The following is a 20,948-nucleotide window of genomic DNA, read 5'->3' as shown; positions in this document are numbered from 1 at the left end:
TCAGCGAAACGGAACCCCGTTGCCATAGACCGAGTTGGTCGGTTTGGTGGTGAAGTTAAAGGTAAATTCGCGATCCTTCACCGGCTGATCGCGTTCAAAGCGCCAGCTTTTCATGGCGGTCAGCACCGCCTCGTCAAAGACACCGGCAGGCTTCGCCTGCACAATACGCACATGCCTGACCGTGCCGTCGCGCTCGATATCGTATTTCACTTTGACGACGCCACTGGTGCTTTTCGACAGGGCCTGTTCGGGGTAAACAGGGGCGGTTTTGATGATGGCGTGGGGGGCCGGTGCTGCACCGAGCGCCAGCGCCGGCGTCAGGCCCAGTAACAGCAGAGCCGCAAACGTAGATTTTCTCATGTCATGATCCATTGGTTAAAAAATAGCAAGTATAGTCTAAGGCTGAGAATTCATTCCTAACTAAATATAGAGCAGATCTCAAAATGCTGATTTGGTAACCCAGTGAATAACTGATGTTTTTACCCAAGACGTCTGAGTATGCGCAGGGCTTCGGCAAAATGCCATGTTACCGGCTTATCTGGCAGACGTATTTGGGTTCTGCCGCGATCGTCCCTCTCCCCAACACCTAACCTCTTCACTCCCTTTGCAAAAAGAACTGCTTGATGGTCTGCCGCAGCCAGCGGTGCGCCGGATCGCGATCGAGGCGAGGGTGCCAGGCCTGCACGATAAATACTGATTCCAGCTCGAGCGGCAGCTCGATCTCCGCCAACGGCAGGTGGATGTTGCTCACCCCCTGCAGCACGTGGCGCGGCAGCGGCAGGATAAAGTCCGATTTCATGGTCAGCATCATTGCTGAATGGAAGCCCGGCAGGGTCAGGGCGACGTTGCGCTGCAGGCCAAGATCGCGCAGCGCGTCGTCGATCGGCCCCTGGGTGCGCCCGCGGCGGGAGACGCTGATATGCGGGTAATGGGTCAGGGTTTCGGGCGTTACCCGGCCAATGATCGGGTGCCCCGGCCGCACCAACGCCTGAAAGGTGCTGGTGAACAGGCTCTGCGTCTTGATTTCCGGGTGCCAGTCGCGTGAGGAACCGATCACCAGATCCACCTTGCCGCTGCGCAGCGCGTCATCCTCGCCGTCGCTTTCGGCGATAAACTTCAGGCCGCTCAGCGGCGCCATGTCCCGCAGCGTCTCCAGCAAGCCGCCTGCCAGCGCGCCGATAAAAATGTCGTTGGCGCGAATGGTGAAGGTTCTGGTCAGCTTGCCGGGCTCGAAGGATTCATTCGGCGCGATCAGCGCGGCGGCCTGCTCGATGATCTCGCCGAGCTGGCGTTTCAACTCCAGCGCACGCGGCGTCGGCACCAGATGCTTACCGGCTCTGACCATGATCGGGTCGTCGAACTGCCGGCGGATGCGCCCCAGAATGCGACTCATCGCCGGCGCGCTCAGATTCATCTTTTCGGCGGCGCCGCTCACGCTCCCTTCTTCCAGCAGCAGATTCAGCGCATAGATCAGGTTGAAATCAATTTTTTGCGGCATGGCCTCTCCGGTAATGGTGCGCTCTATGGATTGCGTTTTGTGCAACTAGTTAATTACATCATTTCATTTTAAACAATCGAAGTAAGCCCGGATACTGCCCACGACAACAAAGATTGAGGCTGAAACAGCAGGAGTGGGGAATGGTTGAGGTGTCTGTTACGCCGCACCACAAAAATCGATGGCTCGCCAGCGCCGGCGAAATCAACGGCCGAACCTGGCTGGGGTTGTTCGGCGTGTTTTTGGCGGTGATGGCCAGCGGCGTGGGGGAAAACGCCAGCAAGTTCGCGCTGGCGGATATACAGGGCGGCATGCTGCTGAGCTTCGATGCCGGCAGCTGGCTGACCACCTGTTATGTCACCGGCTTTGTGATCGGTTCCGGGTTCACGCCCTGTTTTTGGCCGACCTTTTCGCTGCGCCGGGTGGCGTTGACGATGTGCGGCATTTACCTGGCCGGTGGACTGCTGACGCCCTGGTTGGGAGAACAGTATGGCGCGCTGCTGGCGGTGCGCAGCCTGCAGGGCTTCGCCGGCGGCGCGTTGCCACCGATGCTGATGACGGTGGTGCTGCGTTTTATGCCGCCGCTGATCAAGGTGCTGGGGCTGGGCGCCTATGGCTGGGTCTCCGCCTGGAGCGCCACGCTGGGCGCCACTGCCGCCGCCTTTGCCTTTCACTGGGGCTGGAGCGGGTACTTCTATTGGAACCTGCCGCTGATGGCGATCGCCGCCGTGTGTATCGGCTACGGTCTGCCGCAGGATCCGTTGCGGCTGGAGCGCCTGCGGCAGTTCAACTGGCGCGGCCTGCTGCTCGGCGGCATGGCACTCGGCATGCTGACGATGGGCATCTCACAGGGGGAGCGCCTCGACTGGCTGAACTCGCCGCTGATCTACGTTTTATTGTTGGGCGGCATCGGGCTATTGGCATTATTTCTGATTAACGAATGGTATCACCCGCTGCCCTTTTTCAATTTGCAGCTATTAAGCAAAAGGAATTTGTCTTTCTCCTTAATTACGCTGGGTGGCGTGCTGTTAATTATGGTGTCGCTGGTCAATATTACGTCGGGATATTTAGCCGCGATTCAGGGCTATCGGCAGGAACAAACCTCCGACTTAATGCTGTGGGTGGCGTTGCCGCAATTAATTACGCTGCCGATTGTCGCCATTATTTGCAATACGCCGCGGGTGGATTGCCGCTGGGTGCTGGCGATCAGCCTGCTGTTGATGGCCACCGCCTGCGTGCTGGCCGCCCAGCTGACGCCGGAATGGAACGGCGACACGTTTCGCGTTATCGCGCTGTTGCAGGCGGTCGCTCAACCGATGGCGATCATCCCCCTGCTGATGCAGGCGACCGGCGGGCTGTTGCCGACCGACGGGCCGTTTGCGGCGGCCTGGTTCAACGCGGTGAAGGGTTTCGCCGCCACCGCGGCCGGCGGCGCCATCGCGCTGCTCAGTCGGCAGCGCGGGGACTATCACGCCGGCACGATCGCCGACGGTTTTGGCTCGGCCTACAGCCGCGCATCGGGGTCGGCGGAGCAGTTGGCGCAGCTTGCCGCCCGGCAGGGCCACGTGCTGGCCAGCGCCGATCTTTATCTGTTGGTTGCCGGCCTGGCGTTATTACTGACCGCGCTGATTTTATTTATGCCGACCCGTATTTATCCGCCGCGTTCGGTCGCCGCCTGACATTTTATCATCAGAAATAAATATTAAGTGGAGTCACTTTTATGGCTAACAAGAAAGTCGCCGTCGCCGTATTGGCGGTTACCGTCATTACGCTGGGGTTATTAATCAATAAATTCTTTATTAAAGAGACACAGCAGAATACCAACGACGCCTATATTCGCGCCGATATCTCGCGTATTTCTCCGCAGATTGCCGGTGAAATTGCGCAGGTGTTGGTCAGGGACAACCAGTGGGTCAAACAGGGGGAATTGCTGGCGGTGATCGACCCGCGTGAATTCAACGTCGCGCTGGCGCAGGCGACGGCGCAGGAGCAATCCGCCCGCGCCCGGCAGGACGACGCCAGGGCTAACCTCACCCGCCAGAGTGCGCTGATCGCCGCCGCGCAGGCGGAGCGGCAGGCGGCGCAGGCGGAGCTGGCGTTTGCGCGCCAGGAGCAGAACCGCTACCAGAGAATGGCCAGCAGCGGCGCGGGTTCGCAGCAGGCGGCGCAGCAGGCGACAACGCGGGTGCACACGCTTTCCGCCAATGTGGCGCAGGCGGAGGCGACGCTCAAAGCGGCGCGAAACATGGAGCAGGTGCTACAAGCCAAGCTGGCGGACAGCGATGCCGAGCTGATGTTGGCGCAGGCGAAGAAAGCGATGGCTGAACTGAACCTGTCTTATACCCGCATCACCGCGCCGATCGGCGGCGTGGTCGGCAAGAAAAGCCTGCGGGTCGGGGAGTTCGTCAAACCGGGCGATGCGCTGCTGGCCATCGTGCCGCAGGACAAGCTGTACATCATCGCCAACTACCAGGAAACCCAGCTGGAAAAAATTGCGCACGGGCAGTCGGTAGACATCCATATCGATACCTTTCCCGGCCAAACGCTGAAAGGGCAGGTGGACAGCATTGCGCCGGCTTCCGGCGTCAGCTTCGCGGCCGTGGCGCCGGAGAACGCCACCGGCAACTTCACCAAGATCGTTCAGCGCATCCCGGTGAAGATTGTGTTCGATATCAATAAAGAGCATGCCACCTTGCTGAGCGCCCTGCGCGTCGGCATGTCCGCAGACGTCAGCATCAATACGCTGGACGGAGGCGTGCAATGAACAGGGCCGTGATCCCGCTGCTGTTGATGGCGCTGAGCGGCTGCCGGGCGGTAGGGCCGGACTACGCTCGGCCGCAAAACGCGCTGCCCGAGAGCTGGGGTCAGCAGGCCGGCGGCGGGGCGCTGCCGGTGGCCTGGTGGTCGATATTCAACGATGCGTCGCTGACGCAACTGGTGCAGCGCGCGGCGGCCGGCAACCTGGATCTGCAGCTCGCCACGGCGCGCATGCAGCAAAGCCGCGCACTGCTGGGCGTGACCGAGGCGGCGCTGATGCCGGATCTGAGCCTGGACGGCGCCTATCAGCGCCAGCGCGCCACCTCGGTGGGCAGCATGGATCCGTCCGGCAACGGCGGAGAGGCGGATTACAACCTCTGGCGCGGCGGATTCAGCGCCACCTGGGAGTTGGACATGTGGGGCAAGCTGCGTCGCGCATCGGAAAGCGCGCGCGCCGGCTTCGCCGCTTCGCAGGAGAATCGGCGCGCGCTGCTGACGTCGGTGACGGCGGAGGTGGCGAGCGACTATCTGCGTCTGCGCGCCACGCAGCAGCAGCTGGCGGTGGCGCAGGAAAACCGCGCCACGGCGCTGCGCACGCTGCAGCTGACGCAAAGCCGTTATCAAAGCGGTGCGGGCAACGAACTGGATATCGATCAGGCGCAGGTGCAGTTGGCGCAGGTAGATGCCCTGCTGCCGACGCTGTTCGATCGACAGGAACGCTTGAACAACGCCATCAGCCTGCTGTTGGGCGAGCGGCCGGGCGCGCTGAAAGCGATGTTGTCGCCGACGGGGCCGCTGCCGGCGCTGGTGCGCGCGGTGCCGATGGGTGTGCCGTCGGATCTGGCATTACGCCGGCCGGATATTCGCGAAGCGGCGGAGCGTTTGCATCAGGCGACCGCCGAGATTGGCGTCGCCACCGCCGACTACTATCCGCGCATCACGCTGACCGGCAACGCGGGCTACCAGGCATTGGCGCTGGCGGATATGGGCAGCTGGTCCACGCATACCTTCGCCATCGGCCCCGCCCTGTATCTGCCGCTGTTCGACGGGGGGAAAATCACCCAGCGGGTGCGCCTGAGCGAATACCGGCAGCAGGAAATGGCCATCGCCTACCAGCAAACGGTGCTGCGCGCTTGGCATGAGATCGACGACGCGCTTTCCGGTTACCGCGCCCAGCAGCGCCGCCAGACGCATCTGGCCGAGGCGCTGGCCGCCAACCGACACGCGTTTGCGCTGGCGCGCGACAGCTATCTGAACGGCGCCAGCGATTTTATCCACGTTCTGAGCACGCAGCGCGCGCTGCTGGATCTGCAGTCCGCGCAAATTGTTTCACAGGAGGAGACGGCGATCGCCGTGGTGAATATCTATCGAGCGCTGGGCGGCGGCTGGGAACACACCTACCCGTCTGCGGCGCCACAGGAGAAGGCTGATGCACAACACGCTGAATAAGATTGTCGACGAGATGCTGGAAAGGGATACCCGCCGCAAACGGGAGGCCCGGGTGAGCGCTGTGCGGCAAGTCACCGCCCGGATCCGCCGCATCACGTTGAGCGGTGACGATGTGGATAAGTTTATCGCCGATCCGCGCGCGCAGGAGCCGGCCAGTTGGATCAAGGTGTTCTTCCCGTGGCGCGACACGCTGGCCGGGCGAGCCTATACCCTGAGCGGCATCGACAAACTCGCCCGCACCTTCGATATCGATATGGTGCTGCACGGCGAAGGCCCGGCGTCGAACTGGGCGCGCGACGCGATGCCGGGCGACAAGCTGGGGTTCGCCGGCCCTTGCTCCGGCGGCTTCCGGCTGTTGCCGCAAACTCGCTGGCTACTGTTGCTGGGCGATGAGACCGCGCTGCCCGCCATGCGCACTATCCTCGCCTCGCTGTCTACCCCGCTGCCGGTGCTGTGGTTCGCCGAAGTGGGCGATGCGCAGGAGATTCAGGATGTCGATTGCTCCTTTTTGCAGATGAACAGCTGGCAAATACGCACTCGGCATTTCGACAGCGTGATGAACAGCCCGCTGGTGCAGGCCGTCAGCCACTGCGAACTGCCGGCCGGGGAAGGGCAGGTGTGGCTGGCCTGCGAACACCAGGTCGCCGCGTATCTGAAGGCGCGTTTTATCAACGAAATGGGCATCTCCCGCGCCGCCTTGTTTGCCAAAGGTTATTGGAAAAAGGGCGAAGCTAATTTCAAGGGCGCGATGTAACTCGGGCGAATGAGGATGGTTATGATTGAGAGAGTGTTATTGGCGGTGGACTGCTTTGAACACAGCGGCAACGCGCTGGATTTTATGGCGCGTCTGCAAGGCAGCATCGGCGGCGTGATCGTACTGACGGTGGTAGACAATGCCTTCACGCTCAGCCGCAGCGGCCTGCGCTTCGACAGCGACGAGCGCGAAGAATATCCCGCCGCCCAGCGCGAAGAGGCGCTGGCGGAAAAGCAGGTCGGGCAGGTGACGCGGGCGTTGAAACAGATGGGCTTCAACGCCCAGGGCCTGCTGGCTGCGGGGGCGCCCATCGAGGTGATCCCGGACCAGATGGCTTTGTTCAACTGCGATTTGCTGATCATCTCGCACCGCCACCTGTCTTCGTTGGGGCGCTGGCTGAACGCCTCCGTCACGCGCGGCCTGCTGGATGAGATTGGCCAACCGGTCTTGGTGATCCCGCGCTAAGCTATGGGTAAGGGCAGCCGCATGCGGCGGCGCGCGTTCGGCGACGAAGGCCGTACATACCGGAGGTCAACATGCGAAGTCTGGAAGATCAACTTGCCGCTTATGCCGCCTATCACCGCGATGCGCGCAATATCGCCACGCATTTCATCGGCATTCCGCTGATCGTCGTCAGCCTGCTGGCGCTGCTCTCCCGGCCGGCGTGGGGCGCGGGAGGGCTGCCGTTTTCGCCGGCCTGCGCGGTGGTGCTCGTCGCGGCCTTCTATTACCTGCGGCTAAATCTGCGCCTTGGCGCCATGATGCTGGCGTTGTTGCTGGTGTGCCTCGTGTTCGGCGCCTGGGTGGCGTCGCTGTCGACGGCGGCGTGGCTGAGCGTCGGCATCGGCGGCTTCGTCATCGGCTGGCTGTTTCAGTTTGTCGGGCATTTCTGGGAGGGGAGAAAACCGGCGTTTATGGACGACGTGACGGGCCTGATCATCGGCCCGCTGTTCGTACTGGCGGAAGCCTGCTTCCTGGCCGGCGGGCTGCGCGAACTGCAGCGGAACATCGAAATGCGATCGGGCAAAGTGCGCAGTGGGAGGGCATGAGGTGGGCTTGATTCCTACAGTGACAGCGTTTCCGCTGCAGCAGGCTTTTATCCCGCTGCTGGAGGCGCTGACGACAGGGCTACCGCGCCAATTCCCGACGCTCATCCACAGCATTTACCTCTACGGCAGCGTCGCGCGCGGCGAAGCCATTCCCGGCGTGTCCGATCTGGACATCACGCTGTTGCTCACCAAGCCGGCCGATAGCGAGGCGTTGCAGCGCCTTGAGGCGTGGCGGCAGGCTTTTCAGCTGGAGCAGCGGATCGTGAGCAAGGTCGACTTTGACATCGGCAGCGTCGAGGAGGCGTTGAACCCCGAGCATTGCCATTCCTGGGGATTTTGGCTGAAGCATCACTGCCGCTGCCTGTGGGGCGAAGACGTGTCCGCCGCTTTTCCGCTGTTTCGGCCCGATCGGCGCATCGCGCTGGCGGTCAATGCCGATTTACGGCCCGTGTTGGTGCGTTATCGGGAGCAGCTACTGCTGCAGGCAAGCCCGGTGCCGGATGAGAAGCGCTTAAAGCGCGAAGCGGCCAGAAAGCTGATCCGCGCCACCAACATGCTGCGCGCCGAGGGCAGCGCATTCTGGCCGACAACGTTAACCGACTATGCCGAACAGCTGCTGGCGCGCTATCCGGCACAGCAGGCTGACATGACGTACTTGCTGGCTCATGCGGTTGGCGAGGCGAACGACGCTGCCTTTGCCGACCGGATGATGGATTTTCTTGCGTGGATGGAAGGGCAGCGGTAGGGCGGCTGCCATGCGTGATCACACCGGATGACGGATGCCCCACCCGCCGCACTTTTAACAAATTTGCAAAAGTCTTTTAGCCTCCCGCCTGCTTATCTTTGTTGTGATCAATGTCATACTTTCGGCATCTTAACTGTTCCCGCGCTTCGGCAGCGGTAAACCGGAGTTGTTGCATGAAAGTGAATTATCCCTTGTTAGCGCTGGCGGTGGGGGCGTTCGGCATCGGCACCACCGAATTCTCTCCCATGGGCTTGCTGCCGACCATCGCCAAAGGGGTGGACGTCTCCATTCCGATGGCCGGCATGTTGATCAGCGCCTACGCCGTCGGCGTGATGGTCGGCGCGCCGCTGATGACGCTGCTGCTGTCGCACCGGGCGCGCAGAAGCGCGCTGATTTTCCTGATGGCGATCTTTACCCTGGGCAACGTGCTGTCGGCCATCGCGCCGGATTACACCACCCTGATGCTGTCGCGCATCATCACCAGCCTGAACCACGGCGCCTTCTTTGGCCTCGGATCGGTGGTGGCCGCCAGCGTGGTGCCGAAAGAGAAACAGGCCAGCGCCGTGGCGACCATGTTTATGGGGCTGACCATCGCCAATATCGGCGGGGTGCCCGCCGCGACCTGGCTGGGTGAAACCATCGGCTGGCGCATGTCGTTCTTGGCGACGGCCGGGCTGGGCGTGATCGCCATGCTGGGGCTGTGGTTCTCGTTGCCGAAAGGCAGCGCCGGCGCGCGCCCTGACGTGAAACGCGAGCTGTCGGTGCTGGTGCGGCCGCAGGTGCTGACCGCGCTGCTGACGACCGTGCTGGGGGCGGGCGCGATGTTCACGCTCTATACCTACATCTCGCCGGTATTGCAGCACATCACCGAGGCGACGCCGCTGTTCGTGACGGTGATGCTGGTGTTGATCGGCGTCGGTTTCTCCATCGGCAACTACCTCGGCGGCAAGTTCGCCGACCGTTCCGAGAGCGCGACGCTGAAGGGCTTCCTGCTGCTGTTGGTGGCCATCATGCTGCTGATCCCGCTGCTGGCGCGCAGTGACATCGGCGCGGCGGTGAGCATGGTGATTTGGGGCGCGGCGACCTTTGCCGTGGTGCCGCCGCTGCAGATGCGCGTGATGCGCGTGGCCAGCGACGCGCCGGGGCTGTCGTCTTCGGTCAACATCGGCGCTTTCAACCTGGGCAACGCGCTGGGCGCCGCCGCCGGTGGCGCGGTGGTCTCCGCCGGTTTGGGCTACAGCTTCGTGCCGGTGATGGGGGCGATTATCGCCGGATTGGCGCTGCTGCTGGTGTTGTTCACCAGCCGCGCCGCCGCAAAAGTCGTTTACGCCAACGGCTAAATACGCAGATGCGGCGGGCCTGCTCGCCGCACCTACTCAAAGCCGAGCAGGCTGAACGCATCGTCCTGCGGGGCGTAACCCAGCAGGCGACGGGTCTCTTCCAGCGATAAACGCGTGTAGCGGTTATTGGAAACCCCGTGCACCACCGCATATTGCACCCCTTCGACGCGAATGCAGCGCTCCAGCAGATCGGCGGCGTCGCGATGGCTGAGGAACGCGCTCATGTCGCGAGCGCTGAGCCGATCGCCCGGGCTGAGGGTGGTGAAGTTGGCGATGCGCACCGACAGGGCGGAAAGCCCTTCCTGATGGGCGAAGTAGGCGGCGATGCCTTCGCCGAAGGCTTTGCTGGCGCCGTACAGGTTCTTCGGCTTCGGCGCGTCGTCCGGGCGGATTTGGTAATCGAGCGGATAGCCTTCCACCGCCTGCGCGCTGCTGGCGAACACCACCCGGCGGCAGCCGGCGTCTTTCGCCGCGCGGAAGATATTGAAGGTGCCGAGAATGTTGTTGTCCATCAACGAACCGCAGAAGTCGGCATCGGGGGAGGGATCGGCCGCCAAATGCAACACGGTGTCGATATTGGCGCAGGCCGCGCGGCAGGCATCGAGATCGGCGATGTCGAAGCTGATGACTTCGTCGCCCGGCTGCCGATCGCTCAGCAGGCTGATGTCTCGTTCCGCCAACCGTAGCGGGTAGCGATCGCCCATCGCCAGACGAAACGCCGTGGCTACCCGGCCGCCGGCGCCGGTGATCAGAATCCGTCCTACATCAGTACGCAACACCATGATGACTGCCATCCCTACTCTCGATTACGCGTTGACCAGTAATAATCCCCCGCGTGACTTTTGTCCAGTATTTATATTAGTCATTCTGATGCTTTATGCCGGTAATGGGCACGTTTTGCCGAGCGTTTCGACCAGGAAATTCATCACCGCGCGCACGGCAGCGGTGCGCGCTAAATCGGGATATGTCACCAGCCAAAGCTCGCGCGTTGGCGCGGCATTGGCCGTGGGCAACGGGACCAGATCCGGATCGCCATCGGCGACGAACGTCGGCAAAACGGCGGCACCCAGCCCTGAACGCGCCGCTTGTTGCAGTGAAAACAGATCGCTGGCCTGAAAGACCACCGGACGCCCCTGCAACAGCTGTTGCAGCCATTGCTGATGTGGCTGCTGTTGGTAGTGATGGTCATAGGCGAGAAAGCGGCGCGCTCGGGTGCGGCATACAGCGCGTAGCGCATCATGCCGATGCGCTGCGTCAGCAGCTCTGGCTGCTGCGGGCGCACCATGCGCACGGCGATGTCGGCTTCGCCGCGATCCAGCTCGGCGAGCGCCGATTCACCCGACAGCGTGACGACGATCTGTGGAAAAGCCTGGTTAAATGCGGCAATGCGCGGCGCGAGAATATGCGCGGCGATCGACGGCGGCGCACTGATGCGCACGCCGGCCTGGGGCGTTGCGCCGGCGCTGCGCGCATGGCGGGCAATAGCCTGGCTTTGCGCCTCGATCTCCGCCGCCAGCCCGGCAATCGCCTGTCCGTCCTGGGTCAACGGCGTGCTGCGCGGCAGCCGTACGATCAAACGCAGGCCGAGCGCCTGTTCCAGCGCCGCTACGCGTCGCCCGACGGTGGCGTGATCGCAACCCAGCTCCCGCGCTGCCGCCGACAACGAACCGGTGCGCGCCAGCGCCACGAAGTGTTTTAAATCCTGCCAGTCAAACATCGGTGAATTCCTGCACATTGATGATGCGGTTTTCGGGAATATTCACACGAATAACGGCGTGATTCAATGTGTGAACGTTTCCTCTTAAATTGAGTTATTCAATTAAGGTTTCTTATGAATCTGCAATTACAGCAACGCACGGCATTGGTCACGGGTGCCAGCGAAGGGATCGGTGCCGGCATGGTCAGGGTATTGGCCGCTCAAGGGGTCAAGGTAGTGGCCACCGCACGACGCGGTGACCGGCTGCAGGCCTTGGCGGATGAGGTGGAACGGCAAGGGGCGGCGCGTCCGCAGGCGATCGTTGCCGATGTGACCGAGCCTGAGGCTCTCGCCCGTTTGGCGGCGCAGGCGCTGCGCCAGGTGGGGACAGTCGATATTCTGATCAACGCGGTCGGCGCGTTTCACCCCACGACGTTGAACGACAGCGATCGCAGCTGGGATGACGCTTTCGCTTTGAACTTCACGCCGGCCCGTAGATTGACTCAGGCGCTGTTGCCGGCCATGCAGGCGCAAGGCTGGGGCCGGATTATCAATATCAGCGGCTCGATGGAGCCGCGCAGCCTGAGCGCCGCCAGCGCCGCCAAGGGCGCATTGCATCTGTGGGCCAAAGGATTGGCCGGCGACGTGGCTGCGCAGGGGATTACCGTCAATACGCTGCAACCCGGGCGTATCAACAGTGAACAGATCCGCGAGCGCTTATACGCTTGTGATAAAGCGCGCCAGGCGTTCATTGCGCAACATATCCCGATTGGCTACTTCGGCGAACCGGAAGACATGGCGTATCTGGCGGCGTTTCTTTGCTCCCCGCTCGCGCGATATATCACCGGCGCGGTGATCCCGGTAGATGGCGGCATGCATTATTTCGCGCATTGAGGCCGTTTTGCTTCCGCGATCACAGTTCGGCAATTTGCCGGTGCAAAGCCTTGCGCCGGCAAAATCCGCGGTGTTAACGTCATAACTCAACCGATTTAGGGTTGTTACTGCTACGGCAGGCAAAACCTAAACCTCGCGTTTCTGTTCCCCGATGGGGCAGAGGCCGCGAGGTTTAGGTTTTTTTTTGCGCCGAATTCCGCCTCAGCGCCAGGCCAGTGCGGGGGGAGCGGCAGAACGCGAAGTCTAAGGATAACCGTATGAAATATGACACATTAGCCAGTGAGATTTTGGCCGGCGTCGGTGGCCGCGACAATGTGAAAAGCCTGGTGCACTGCGCCACCCGCCTGCGTTTCAAGCTGCGCGATGACACTCGCGCCAACGCGGCAGCGCTGAAGAAAAATCCTGGCGTCATCATGGTGGTGGAGAGCGGCGGCCAGTTCCAGGTGGTGGTGGGCAACCACGTGGCGGAGGTGTTCGACGCGGTCAACCGGGTTGGCGGATTGGCCGACGGCGCGCCGAGCGACGACGCGGGCGGCAAAAAAGACAACCTGCTCAGCCGCTTTATCGATCTGGTGTCCGGCATTTTCACCCCGCTGCTCGGGGTGATGGCCGCTTCGGGGATCCTGAAAGGCTTCCTGGCGCTGAGCCTGGCCTGCGGCTGGCTGCTGGAGAGCGGCGGCACCTTCAAAATGCTGTTCGCCGCCAGCGATTCGCTGTTCTACTTCTTCCCGATCATGCTCGGCTACACCGCCGGGAAAAAATTCGGCGGCAACCCCTTCGTCACCATGGCGATCGGCGGCGCGTTGACGCATCCGCTGATGATGGCGGCCTTCGAAGCGGCGCAGCAGCCGGGGGCGGTGCGCGAGTATTTCTTCGGCATTCCGCTGACCTTCATCAACTACAGCTCGTCGGTGATCCCGATCATCTTCGCGGCCTGGGTATCCTGCCGCCTGGAGCCGCTGTTTAACCGGGTGATCCACAGCGCGCTGCGCAATTTCATCACGCCGCTGCTGTGCCTGGCGATCACCGTGCCGTTGACCTTCCTGCTGATAGGCCCGGCGGCGACCTGGCTCAGCCACCTGCTGGCCAACGGCTATCAGAGCATTTATGCCTTTAACCCGATCGTTGCCGGCGCCTTTATGGGGGCGATGTGGCAGGTGTGCGTGATCTTCGGCCTGCATTGGGGACTGGTGCCGTTGATGATCAATAACCTGAGCGTGCTGGGGCGCGACACCATGGTGCCGCTGCTGTTGCCGGCGGTGATGGGGCAGGTCGGCGCCACGCTGGGCGTGATGCTGCGCACCCGCGACGCCAAACTGCGGGCGCTGTCCGCTTCTGCCATCGGCGCCGGGATTTTCGGCATCACCGAACCGGCGGTGTACGGCGTCACGCTGCCGAACAAACGCCCGTTCATCTTCGGCTGCATCGGCGGCGCGCTGGGCGGTGCGGTGATCGGCTACTTCCAGACCTCGGTCTACTCGTTCGGCCTGGTGAGCGTATTCACCTTCGCGCAGATCATCCCCGGCGGCGGCATCGACGCCACGGTATGGGGCGCGATCGGCGGCACCCTGCTGTCGTTCGTGTTCGCTGCGCTGGCCAGCTACCTGTTCGGCGTCGCGCCGGCGGAAGAGACGGCGCAGCCTGAAGCCGCCGCGCCGCTTAACCGCAAACAGGCCATCCTCAGCCCGATCGCCGGCGACATCGTGCCGCTGGATCAGGTGAACGACGCGACCTTCGCCAGCGGCCTGCTGGGGAAAGGGGTGGCGATCGCGCCGCAGCAGGGGCGCGTGGTGGCGCCGGTGAGCGGCAGCGTGGCGTCGCTGTTCAAAACCAAACACGCCATCGGCATCGAATCGGACGACGGCGCGGAGATTCTCATCCACGTCGGCATCGATACCGTGAAGCTGGACGGGGCGCATTTCACCGCCCACGTGCGGGAAGGCGAGCGGGTCGCCCCGGGCGATCTGCTGATCGAGTTCGACCAGGCGGCGATCCATGCCGCCGGCTATGACACCACCACGCCGATCATCATCAGCAACAGCGATGACTACGTGGACGTGTTGACCAGCGGTCTGTCTCCGGTGCAGGAACAGGCGCCGCTGCTGACTTTATTACGTTAATTGAGGAGCAAGCGATGAACGGCAAGTTTCCGCAACATTTTCTGTGGGGCGGCGCGGTAGCGGCGAACCAGGTAGAAGGCGCGTATCAGGCCGACGGCAAGGGGCTGTCGACCTCCGATCTGCAGCCGCAGGGCATCTTCGGCGCCATCACGCCGCGCACGGCGGGCGACAGCGGCATCAAGGACGTGGCGATCGATTTCTATCATCGTTACCCGGAGGATATCGCGCTGTTCGCCGAAATGGGCTTCAAGTGCCTGCGCACCTCGATCGCCTGGACGCGTATTTTCCCGCAGGGCGACGAAGAGACGCCGAACGAAGCCGGGCTGGCGTTCTACGATCGGCTGTTCGACGAGATGGCGAAGTACGGCATTCAGCCGTTGATCACGCTGTCGCACTATGAGATGCCTTACGGCCTGGTGAAGCACTACGGCGGCTGGGGCGATCGGCGCACCATCGATTTCTTCGAACGCTATGCGCGCACCGTGTTCGAACGCTACAAGCACAAGGTCAAACACTGGCTGACCTTCAACGAGATCAACATGTCGCTGCACGCGCCCTTCACCGGCGTCGGCCTGCCGCAGGAGAGCGACAAGAGCGCCATCTATCAGGCGATCCATCATCAGCTGGTGGCCAGCGCCAAAGCGGTGAAAGCCTGCCACGAGATCGTGCCGGAGGGCAAAATCGGCAACATGCTGCTGGGCGGCATTCTGTATCCGCTGAGCTGCAAGCCGGAAGATCTGCTGGAAACCCAGCGGCAAAACCGCGACTGGCTGTTCTTCGGCGACGTGCAGGCGCGCGGCTATTACCCGGCCTATATGCAGCGCTTCTTCCGTGAAAACGGCATTCAGGTGGCAATCACCGAGGAAGATCGGCAAACGTTGCGCGAAACTATCGACTTCATCTCGTTCAGCTACTACATGAGCGGCTGCGTCACCGCCGATCCGGAGCAGTACGAGACGGCGCGCGGCAACATTCTCGATATGGTGCCGAACCCGCATCTGGCCAGCTCGGAGTGGGGGTGGCAAATCGACCCGATCGGGCTGCGCTACCTGCTCAACGTGCTGTACGACCGCTATCAGAAACCGCTGTTCATCGTCGAGAACGGGCTGGGCGCCAAAGACCGCGTCGAAGCCGACGGCAGCATCCACGACGACTACCGCATCAACTACCTCAATGACCATCTGGTGCAGGTGGCGGAAGCGATCGACGACGGCGTCGAGGTGATGGGCTACACCAGCTGGGGGCCGATCGATCTGGTCAGCGCCTCGAAGGCCGAAATGTCGAAGCGCTACGGCTTCATTCACGTCGACAGGGACGATGCCGGCAACGGCAGCCTCGCGCGCCGCCGCAAGAAGAGTTTCTTCTGGTATCGCGATGTGATCCACAGCAACGGCGCCAGCCTGAAAGACCGACGCTAACCTCTAAGCCCGGCGGCAAGCGCCGGGCGTTAACCTAACGTTATTCGCTGCTGTTCATGATGGGAAATTCTCTCCCAGGGAATGCTGTTGCCCGCAGTCAGCCGTTATGCGGAGAAATATAATAATGATGAAAAGCTTATTACCTCGTTCCATGACCCTGGCGGCGCTGGCGCTGCTCTGTAGCCAGGCGCAGGCGGAAACGCTGCAAACCGGCAAGGACGTCGAAGCCCCCACCGCCAAGTGGGAAGGGGTGGCGCTCGGCTTTGAACCGCCGCAGTCCGGGCTGTTGGGGGATATGCTGGGGATCAGGCCGATCCTGGAGGATCACGGTTTCCACTATAACCTCGGCTACCTCAGCCAGCTGTCGTATAACGCCGGCGGCGGTTATAACCACGATAAACAGGCGTCGTACATCGACCAATTCTCGCTGACCTTCAGCCAGGATTTGCAGGCGCTGACCGGCATTCCGGACGCGGCGATCGAAGGCAATATCGTCAACCGCAACCATGACAACAACCTGACCCGCGATCGCTTGCAGGATCCGCGCGTCGGCCTGACCGATCTGTCGCAGGAGAGCTTTGGCGGGCAGTCGATTACCCGCCTGGGCTGGCTGACCTTCAGCCGGTCCTTCCTCGATCGCCGGCTGCAGTGGCGCATCGGCATGATGAACAAGGTGCAGGATTTCGATCAGATCATCCCCTGCGATTTTCAGACGCTGACGCTGTGCGGCGGCAAGTCTGCCAACTCGTTGACCTGGTACAACTGGAACGTGCATTACTGGGGCACCACGCTGCAATACAAGCTGACCGACGGCCTGACCCTCAAGGGCGGCGTGATGGAGCAGAACCCGAGCGCCCCCAGCCGCAGCCACGCCTGGAGCTGGTCCACCAAGGGCAGCAAAGGCTTCCTGTTGCCGATGGAGCTGGAGCTGAAAACCCACGCCGTCAACCAGCTGCCGGGGGTGTATAACCTGGGCGTGCTGTTCACCAACGCGCGCCAGAGCGATCTTTATGAAGGGGTGTCCGGTGGGCCGGGCGCCAGCGATCCGCAGGGCTATCGCAGCCACGATCGCACCTGGTTCCTGTATACCGGTTTCAACCAGCAGGTGACGCGCCATGCGGACGACATAAACCGCGGTCTGAGCGTGTTTTACAGCCTGGGGCTGGGGGATCAGCGCAGCAACTACCTGCACTGGTCTACCTCGACCGGCATTCGCTATCGCGGGCTGTTCGATGCGCGGCCGGACGACTGGCTGGGGCTGGGCGTCTCGGTGGTGAAGCTGAGCGACCGCTATAAAGATAATCAGCGTTATCTCAACCAAATCAACGGCGTCAGCGATTATCACGATCCGAGCTACCGGCCGGTGCCGGGGCACTCGGTGACGGCGGAGCTCTATTATCGCGTGAACGTCACGCCGTGGTTGCAGCTGCAGCCGGGCCTGCAGTACTGGCATCACCCGGCGGGCGTCAGCGAGACGCAGGACGCCTGGGTGACGGCGTTGAAAACGGTGGTGACCTTCTGATCAGGCCGCGTCGCTCTCGCGGTAGCGCCGGCGGGCGTGTTCGAACCAGCTGGCGGGCACGTTGTGCGGCGGCTGCTGCAAGCGGAGCAGCCCTTGCTCAACGATATGGCTGGCCTGGCGCCACAGCGTCGGGTCGCCTTCGGTCAGCACCTCCAGCAGACGCTGTTTCTCGATCAGGTAGGTCTGAGCGAAGTGGCTGTCATAGTCCAGCAGCGAGCGGGTGTTGTCGATCAGATCCGCCAGCTTGATGGTTTTGGCCTGCGGCGATGCGCCGGCGCTGTGGCGCCGATCGCGGTTTTTGCGCTCGAAGCGGTTGCCGTCCTCGGCGCGGCTGACGTTGGTTAGCATCCGCACCAACTCCGCCACTTTCGGCCCGAAGTGGCTTTCGATATCGCCGAGGGTGGTGGGCGTGTCTTCCACCGTGTCATGCAGCCAGGCGGCCGCCAGCATCTCTTCGGTGTGCGGCACGCTGCGCACCAGTTCCATCACCGCCTGTGGGTGGACGATGTACGGATCGTCGGTGTATTTGCGGCGCTGATCGATGGCCGCATGCGCCTTGGTGGCGTAGCGACGCGCGCGTTCTACAAGCGTGTTCGTCATTTCCTTTCCCTCCGAGCATCCTCTGCATAAAAAAAAGGTAGCATACCTCACAAGAAATAGCTTGCGATTACATCGTGCGCTATCTATATTCAGACACATGAAAAGCACCGATACCGAACAACCCCACGCGAAGCATCTGCTGCAGCTCGATCAGCAGCTCTGTTTCGCGCTGTACTCCGCCAACCTGGCGCTGCACAAAGTCTACCGCAAGCTGTTGAATCAGCTCGAACTCACCTACCCGCAATACTTGGTGATGATGGTGCTGTGGGAGCGCGATCGGGTGACGGTATCGGATATCGGCGAGCGGCTGTTCCTCGATTCCGCCACGCTGACGCCGCTGCTGAAGCGGTTGGAAACCGCCGGTTTGCTGGTGCGTTATCGCGCCACCGCCGACGAGCGGCAGGTGATCATTGCACTCACCGAAGCCGGCCGCGCGCTGCGCGAGCGGGCGCAATCGGTGCCCGAGGCGGTGATGTGCGCCACCGACTGCAGCCTGGACGAGATCGTCTCGCTCAAACAGCAGCTGGAAAAGCTGCGCGGCAGCCTGATCGATCAGATTTGACCCGCCGCCGCCGGACGCAAGAACGGCAGGGGTGGTCTACACTGGTTAATAAGCGTCAAAAATAAGTAGTGCGCGATTTAATCGCAAAAGATAAATATGTGACCGGCTTTACCTCGTGGAAGCCGTAGTCATCTCGCCAACCAGCAAGAAGGAATGAACGATGTCTATTGAGAAAGTGGTTTACCGCGCTCACGCCACCGCAACCGGCGGCCGCGACGGCCGTGCGACCTCCTCCGACGGCGTGTTGGACGTGAAACTGGGCGTGCCGAAAGAGATGGGCGGCGCCGGCGGCGAAGTCACCAACCCCGAGCAGCTGTTCGCCGCCGGCTACTCGGCCTGCTTCCTCGGCGCGCTGAAGTTTGTCGCGGCGAAAGAAAAGGTCAAAATCCCGGCCGAAGCGAAGATCGACGGCACCGTCGGCATCGGTGAAATCCCGAACGGCTTCGGCATCGAAGTGCAGCTGGATATTTCTCTGCCGGGCATCGAGCGCAGCGTGGCGGAAGATTTGGTGAAAAAGGCGCACGTGGTGTGCCCATACTCCAACGCCACCCGCGGAAATATCGATGTGACTCTGAACGTTAAGTAAGATTTTTATCCTTATCGCGAAAAAAATGGAGGGTTTGACCCTCCATTTTCTTATCTGCCCCGCTTGAAAGCCGTTTGCAAAAAGCGTAAAAATTGCCCGTTTTGTGAGAATTCTCTTGATTATTACCCGCAAAATAACGCTTATTGCCGGTTGGCTGAACCAGAAGCCCTAATAAGTGTCTGACTGATCCAGAACCGCTACACCGTCCCCGGAGCCACCGCGTTACATGAACAAAGTTAAATCGCTATCACAGCAGAATTTATCGTTATTGTTAGCGATCTATATCGGCATATTTCTCAACCTGTCCGTTTTTTATCGTCGTTTTGATTCGCTGGCGCACGGCATTCAGGGGATTAAGGTGATTTCGGCGGTGACGGAAGTCATCGCTATCGTCCTGTTCACGTTCTTCATCATGCGGCTGGTATCGCTCGGCGGCCGGCTGTTTTATCGCATCGTCGCTTCGCTGCTGGTGTTGATTTCGGTTGCCGCCAGCTACTACATGACGTTTTTCAACGTGGTGATCGGCTACGGCATCGTGGTGTCGGTGATGACCACCGACATCGATCTGTCGAAAGAGGTGGTCGGCCTGCACTTCGTGCTGTGGATGGTGGCGCTCAGCGCCTTGCCGCTGCTGCTGATCTGGAAAAACAGCCTGCGTTACACCCTGATAGAACAGCTGAAAACCCCCGGTCATCGCATCAAGCCGCTGCTGGTCTTGCTGGCGGTGGTGGCGCTGGTCTGGCTGCCGCTGCGCATGCTGGACGACGAGCAGAGCGTGCAAGAGAAGCTCTCCAACGTCGATCTGCCGAGCTACGGCGGCGTGGTGGCGCACTCGTATCTGCCGTCCAACTGGCTGTCGGCGCTGGGGCTGTTTGCCTACACCCGCTATGACGAAAGCCAGGATCAGAGCACGATGTTCGATCCGGGCAAACACTTCACCTACGTACCGCCGGCGGATATCGACGACACCTACGTGGTGTTCATCATCGGCGAAACCACGCGCTGGGACCACATGGGCATGCTGGGCTATGAGCGCGATACCACGCCGCGGCTGTCTAAAGAGAAGAATCTGGTGGCGTTTCGCGGCGAGTCGTGCGACACCTCCACCAAGCTGTCGCTGCGCTGTATGTTCGTGCGCGAAGGCGGCACCGAAGACAACCCGCAGCGCACGCTGAAAGAGCAGAACGTGTTCGCGGTACTGAAGGATCTGGGCTTCTCTTCCGAGCTGTTCGCCATGCAGAGCGAGGTGTGGTTCTACAACAACACCGAGGTGAACAACTATTCGTTCCGCGAGATGATCGCGTCCGAGAAGCGCAACGACGGCAAGGCGGTCGACGATATGCTGTTGGTGGACGAAATGAAGGAGTCGCTGGCGCGCTATCCGAAGGGCAAACACCTGGTGATCCTGCATACCAAAGGCTCGCACTACCTGTACTCGCAGCGTTATCCGCGCAGCTATGCGCGCTATCAGCCGGAGTGCATGGGGGTGGACGATTCCTGCACCAAGGCGCAGCTGATCAACGCCTTCGACAATACCGTGCTGTATACCGACAGCTTTATCGCCAATGTGATAGACCAGGTGCGCGACAAGAAAGCCATCGTGTTCTATGCCGCCGATCACGGCGAATCGATCGGTGAAAACACGCACCTGCACGGTACGCCGCGCGAAATGGCGCCGCCGGAGCAGTTCCGCGTGCCGATGATCGTATGGGCGTCGGACAAATTCCTTGAGAACCCGCAGCACCTCAGCGCCTTTGAGCAGCTGCAGGCGCAGCAGCGCATCGGCAAAACGCATCGCCACGTCGAGCTGTTTGACACCATCCTCGGCTGCCTCGGCTACACGTCTCCCGATGGCGGCATCGTGGATAAAAACAACTGGTGCCATCTGCCGCAGGATAAAACGGCGCCCGCTAGCCTGTAATCCCGCCCGCCGGGTGCCTGCCTTGCGCACCCGGCAATTT

General features: G+C 61.7%; 19 protein-coding genes and 1 pseudogene. 15 read left to right on the top strand and 5 right to left on the bottom strand.

Features of this window, described 5'->3' with window-relative positions; translation table 11 throughout:
* Together ABTW55_RS10000 and ABTW55_RS09995 are read right to left on the bottom strand one after the other, a co-directional pair.
* Complete coding sequence (locus tag ABTW55_RS10000; RefSeq protein WP_060423474.1) at nucleotides 1–360, bottom strand: TonB family protein; 360 nt, start codon at nucleotides 358–360, stop codon at nucleotides 1–3.
* A 235-nt stretch (nucleotides 361–595) separates the two neighbouring features.
* Nucleotides 596–1,498: a LysR family transcriptional regulator gene (locus ABTW55_RS09995; RefSeq protein ID WP_033653977.1), complete on the bottom strand. Its 903-nt coding sequence runs from the start codon at nucleotides 1,496–1,498 to the stop codon at nucleotides 596–598.
* 140 nt (nucleotides 1,499–1,638) lie between these two features.
* Here ABTW55_RS09995 and ABTW55_RS09990 point away from each other — a divergent pair, with 140 nt between their 5' ends.
* The 8 genes from ABTW55_RS09990 to ABTW55_RS09955 all read left to right on the top strand — a co-directional run bounded on the left by ABTW55_RS09990 (nucleotide 1,639) and on the right by ABTW55_RS09955 (nucleotide 9,589).
* Entirely contained in the window at nucleotides 1,639–3,174 is a 1,536-nt protein-coding gene (locus ABTW55_RS09990; protein WP_033653979.1) for an MFS transporter, read from the top strand.
* A 41-nt stretch (nucleotides 3,175–3,215) separates the two neighbouring features.
* Nucleotides 3,216–4,259 (top strand): HlyD family secretion protein, encoded by a 1,044-nt coding sequence (locus tag ABTW55_RS09985; protein WP_060423472.1) that lies wholly within the window; start codon nucleotides 3,216–3,218, stop codon nucleotides 4,257–4,259.
* A complete protein-coding gene (locus ABTW55_RS09980; RefSeq protein WP_060423469.1) occupies nucleotides 4,256–5,701 on the top strand; it encodes an efflux transporter outer membrane subunit in 1,446 nt (481 codons plus the stop codon). The genes ABTW55_RS09985 and ABTW55_RS09980 overlap by 4 nt, the downstream gene beginning before the upstream one ends.
* Nucleotides 5,682–6,455, top strand: a complete 774-nt coding sequence (locus tag ABTW55_RS09975; protein ID WP_060423466.1) for a siderophore-interacting protein — start codon at nucleotides 5,682–5,684, stop codon at nucleotides 6,453–6,455. Before ABTW55_RS09980 ends, ABTW55_RS09975 begins: the two co-directional genes overlap by 20 nt.
* A 21-nt stretch (nucleotides 6,456–6,476) precedes the next feature.
* The gene (locus ABTW55_RS09970; protein ID WP_060423462.1) at nucleotides 6,477–6,920 is read left to right on the top strand and encodes a universal stress protein; all 444 of its coding nucleotides are present in this window, start codon (nucleotides 6,477–6,479) and stop codon (nucleotides 6,918–6,920) included.
* Nucleotides 6,921–6,991: 71 nt separating this feature from the next.
* Nucleotides 6,992–7,504 (top strand): DUF962 domain-containing protein, encoded by a 513-nt coding sequence (locus ABTW55_RS09965; protein WP_060423458.1) that lies wholly within the window; start codon nucleotides 6,992–6,994, stop codon nucleotides 7,502–7,504.
* A 19-nt stretch (nucleotides 7,505–7,523) separates the two neighbouring features.
* On the top strand, nucleotides 7,524–8,249 hold the full coding sequence (locus ABTW55_RS09960; RefSeq protein ID WP_230199964.1) for a nucleotidyltransferase domain-containing protein: 726 nt from the start codon (nucleotides 7,524–7,526) through the stop codon (nucleotides 8,247–8,249).
* A 173-nt stretch (nucleotides 8,250–8,422) separates the two neighbouring features.
* Nucleotides 8,423–9,589: an MFS transporter gene (locus ABTW55_RS09955; protein WP_047569876.1), complete on the top strand. Its 1,167-nt coding sequence runs from the start codon at nucleotides 8,423–8,425 to the stop codon at nucleotides 9,587–9,589.
* A 32-nt stretch (nucleotides 9,590–9,621) separates the two neighbouring features.
* On the opposite strand, the gene ABTW55_RS09950 is transcribed toward ABTW55_RS09955, so the two are convergent.
* The gene (locus tag ABTW55_RS09950; RefSeq protein WP_060423452.1) at nucleotides 9,622–10,371 is read right to left on the bottom strand and encodes an NAD(P)-dependent oxidoreductase; all 750 of its coding nucleotides are present in this window, start codon (nucleotides 10,369–10,371) and stop codon (nucleotides 9,622–9,624) included.
* A 93-nt stretch (nucleotides 10,372–10,464) separates the two neighbouring features.
* A pseudogene (locus tag ABTW55_RS09945) lies at nucleotides 10,465–11,306 on the bottom strand (LysR family transcriptional regulator).
* A gap of 114 nt (nucleotides 11,307–11,420) precedes the next feature.
* Here ABTW55_RS09945 and ABTW55_RS09940 point away from each other — a divergent pair.
* From ABTW55_RS09940 to ABTW55_RS09925, 4 genes are all read left to right on the top strand, one after another.
* Nucleotides 11,421–12,179: an SDR family NAD(P)-dependent oxidoreductase gene (locus ABTW55_RS09940; protein WP_060423449.1), complete on the top strand. Its 759-nt coding sequence runs from the start codon at nucleotides 11,421–11,423 to the stop codon at nucleotides 12,177–12,179.
* Between the two features lie 257 nt (nucleotides 12,180–12,436).
* Nucleotides 12,437–14,299 carry a PTS beta-glucoside transporter subunit IIABC gene (gene bglF, locus ABTW55_RS09935; protein WP_033650002.1) on the top strand — a complete coding sequence of 621 codons (1,863 nt, stop codon included), beginning with the start codon at nucleotides 12,437–12,439 and terminating at the stop codon, nucleotides 14,297–14,299.
* 14 nt (nucleotides 14,300–14,313) lie between these two features.
* Nucleotides 14,314–15,717, top strand: coding sequence for a glycoside hydrolase family 1 protein (locus ABTW55_RS09930; RefSeq protein ID WP_041037251.1), 1,404 nt, complete (start codon nucleotides 14,314–14,316; stop codon nucleotides 15,715–15,717).
* A gap of 151 nt (nucleotides 15,718–15,868) precedes the next feature.
* Entirely contained in the window at nucleotides 15,869–17,239 is a 1,371-nt protein-coding gene (locus tag ABTW55_RS09925) for a carbohydrate porin (protein ID WP_373681961.1), read from the top strand.
* Here ABTW55_RS09925 and ABTW55_RS09920 read toward each other — a convergent pair whose 3' ends face one another.
* Nucleotides 17,240–17,839, bottom strand: coding sequence for an HD domain-containing protein (locus tag ABTW55_RS09920; RefSeq protein ID WP_033636604.1), 600 nt, complete (start codon nucleotides 17,837–17,839; stop codon nucleotides 17,240–17,242).
* 97 nt (nucleotides 17,840–17,936) lie between these two features.
* Here ABTW55_RS09920 and ABTW55_RS09915 point away from each other — a divergent pair, with 97 nt between their 5' ends.
* From ABTW55_RS09915 to eptB, 3 genes are all read left to right on the top strand, one after another.
* Nucleotides 17,937–18,401 (top strand): MarR family winged helix-turn-helix transcriptional regulator, encoded by a 465-nt coding sequence (locus tag ABTW55_RS09915; protein ID WP_060388282.1) that lies wholly within the window; start codon nucleotides 17,937–17,939, stop codon nucleotides 18,399–18,401.
* A gap of 160 nt (nucleotides 18,402–18,561) precedes the next feature.
* Nucleotides 18,562–18,987, top strand: a complete 426-nt coding sequence (locus tag ABTW55_RS09910; protein WP_004934114.1) for an organic hydroperoxide resistance protein — start codon at nucleotides 18,562–18,564, stop codon at nucleotides 18,985–18,987.
* Between the two features lie 226 nt (nucleotides 18,988–19,213).
* Nucleotides 19,214–20,908 (top strand): kdo(2)-lipid A phosphoethanolamine 7''-transferase, encoded by a 1,695-nt coding sequence (gene eptB, locus ABTW55_RS09905; RefSeq protein WP_033650007.1) that lies wholly within the window; start codon nucleotides 19,214–19,216, stop codon nucleotides 20,906–20,908.
* Nucleotides 20,909–20,948: the final 40 nt, after the last annotated feature.

Source organism: Serratia sp. SM04 (genome assembly GCF_040280225.1).
GTDB lineage: Bacteria > Pseudomonadota > Gammaproteobacteria > Enterobacterales > Enterobacteriaceae > Serratia > Serratia sarumanii.
Note: the sequence above shows the minus strand (reverse complement) of the source record. Positions and strands in the feature narration are given on the sequence as shown.

Excerpts from the sequence above, each read along its gene's own strand:
- ABTW55_RS09955 (WP_047569876.1), top strand. The coding sequence starts at position 8,423 with ATGAAAGTGAATTATCCCTTGTTAGCGCTGGCGGTGGGGGCGTTCGGC.
- ABTW55_RS09925 (WP_373681961.1), top strand. The coding sequence starts at position 15,869 with ATGACCCTGGCGGCGCTGGCGCTGCTCTGTAGCCAGGCGCAGGCGGAA.
- eptB (WP_033650007.1), top strand. The coding sequence starts at position 19,214 with ATGAACAAAGTTAAATCGCTATCACAGCAGAATTTATCGTTATTGTTA.
- ABTW55_RS09940 (WP_060423449.1), top strand. The coding sequence starts at position 11,421 with ATGAATCTGCAATTACAGCAACGCACGGCATTGGTCACGGGTGCCAGC.
- ABTW55_RS09990 (WP_033653979.1), top strand. The coding sequence starts at position 1,639 with ATGGTTGAGGTGTCTGTTACGCCGCACCACAAAAATCGATGGCTCGCC.
- ABTW55_RS09950 (WP_060423452.1), bottom strand. The coding sequence starts at position 10,371 with ATGGTGTTGCGTACTGATGTAGGACGGATTCTGATCACCGGCGCCGGC.
- ABTW55_RS09980 (WP_060423469.1), top strand. The coding sequence starts at position 4,256 with ATGAACAGGGCCGTGATCCCGCTGCTGTTGATGGCGCTGAGCGGCTGC.
- ABTW55_RS09915 (WP_060388282.1), top strand. The coding sequence starts at position 17,937 with ATGAAAAGCACCGATACCGAACAACCCCACGCGAAGCATCTGCTGCAG.
- bglF (WP_033650002.1), top strand. The coding sequence starts at position 12,437 with ATGAAATATGACACATTAGCCAGTGAGATTTTGGCCGGCGTCGGTGGC.
- ABTW55_RS09930 (WP_041037251.1), top strand. The coding sequence starts at position 14,314 with ATGAACGGCAAGTTTCCGCAACATTTTCTGTGGGGCGGCGCGGTAGCG.
- ABTW55_RS10000 (WP_060423474.1), bottom strand. The coding sequence starts at position 360 with ATGAGAAAATCTACGTTTGCGGCTCTGCTGTTACTGGGCCTGACGCCG.
- ABTW55_RS09985 (WP_060423472.1), top strand. The coding sequence starts at position 3,216 with ATGGCTAACAAGAAAGTCGCCGTCGCCGTATTGGCGGTTACCGTCATT.
- ABTW55_RS09910 (WP_004934114.1), top strand. The coding sequence starts at position 18,562 with ATGTCTATTGAGAAAGTGGTTTACCGCGCTCACGCCACCGCAACCGGC.
- ABTW55_RS09965 (WP_060423458.1), top strand. The coding sequence starts at position 6,992 with ATGCGAAGTCTGGAAGATCAACTTGCCGCTTATGCCGCCTATCACCGC.
- ABTW55_RS09920 (WP_033636604.1), bottom strand. The coding sequence starts at position 17,839 with ATGACGAACACGCTTGTAGAACGCGCGCGTCGCTACGCCACCAAGGCG.
- ABTW55_RS09995 (WP_033653977.1), bottom strand. The coding sequence starts at position 1,498 with ATGCCGCAAAAAATTGATTTCAACCTGATCTATGCGCTGAATCTGCTG.
- ABTW55_RS09970 (WP_060423462.1), top strand. The coding sequence starts at position 6,477 with ATGATTGAGAGAGTGTTATTGGCGGTGGACTGCTTTGAACACAGCGGC.
- ABTW55_RS09975 (WP_060423466.1), top strand. The coding sequence starts at position 5,682 with ATGCACAACACGCTGAATAAGATTGTCGACGAGATGCTGGAAAGGGAT.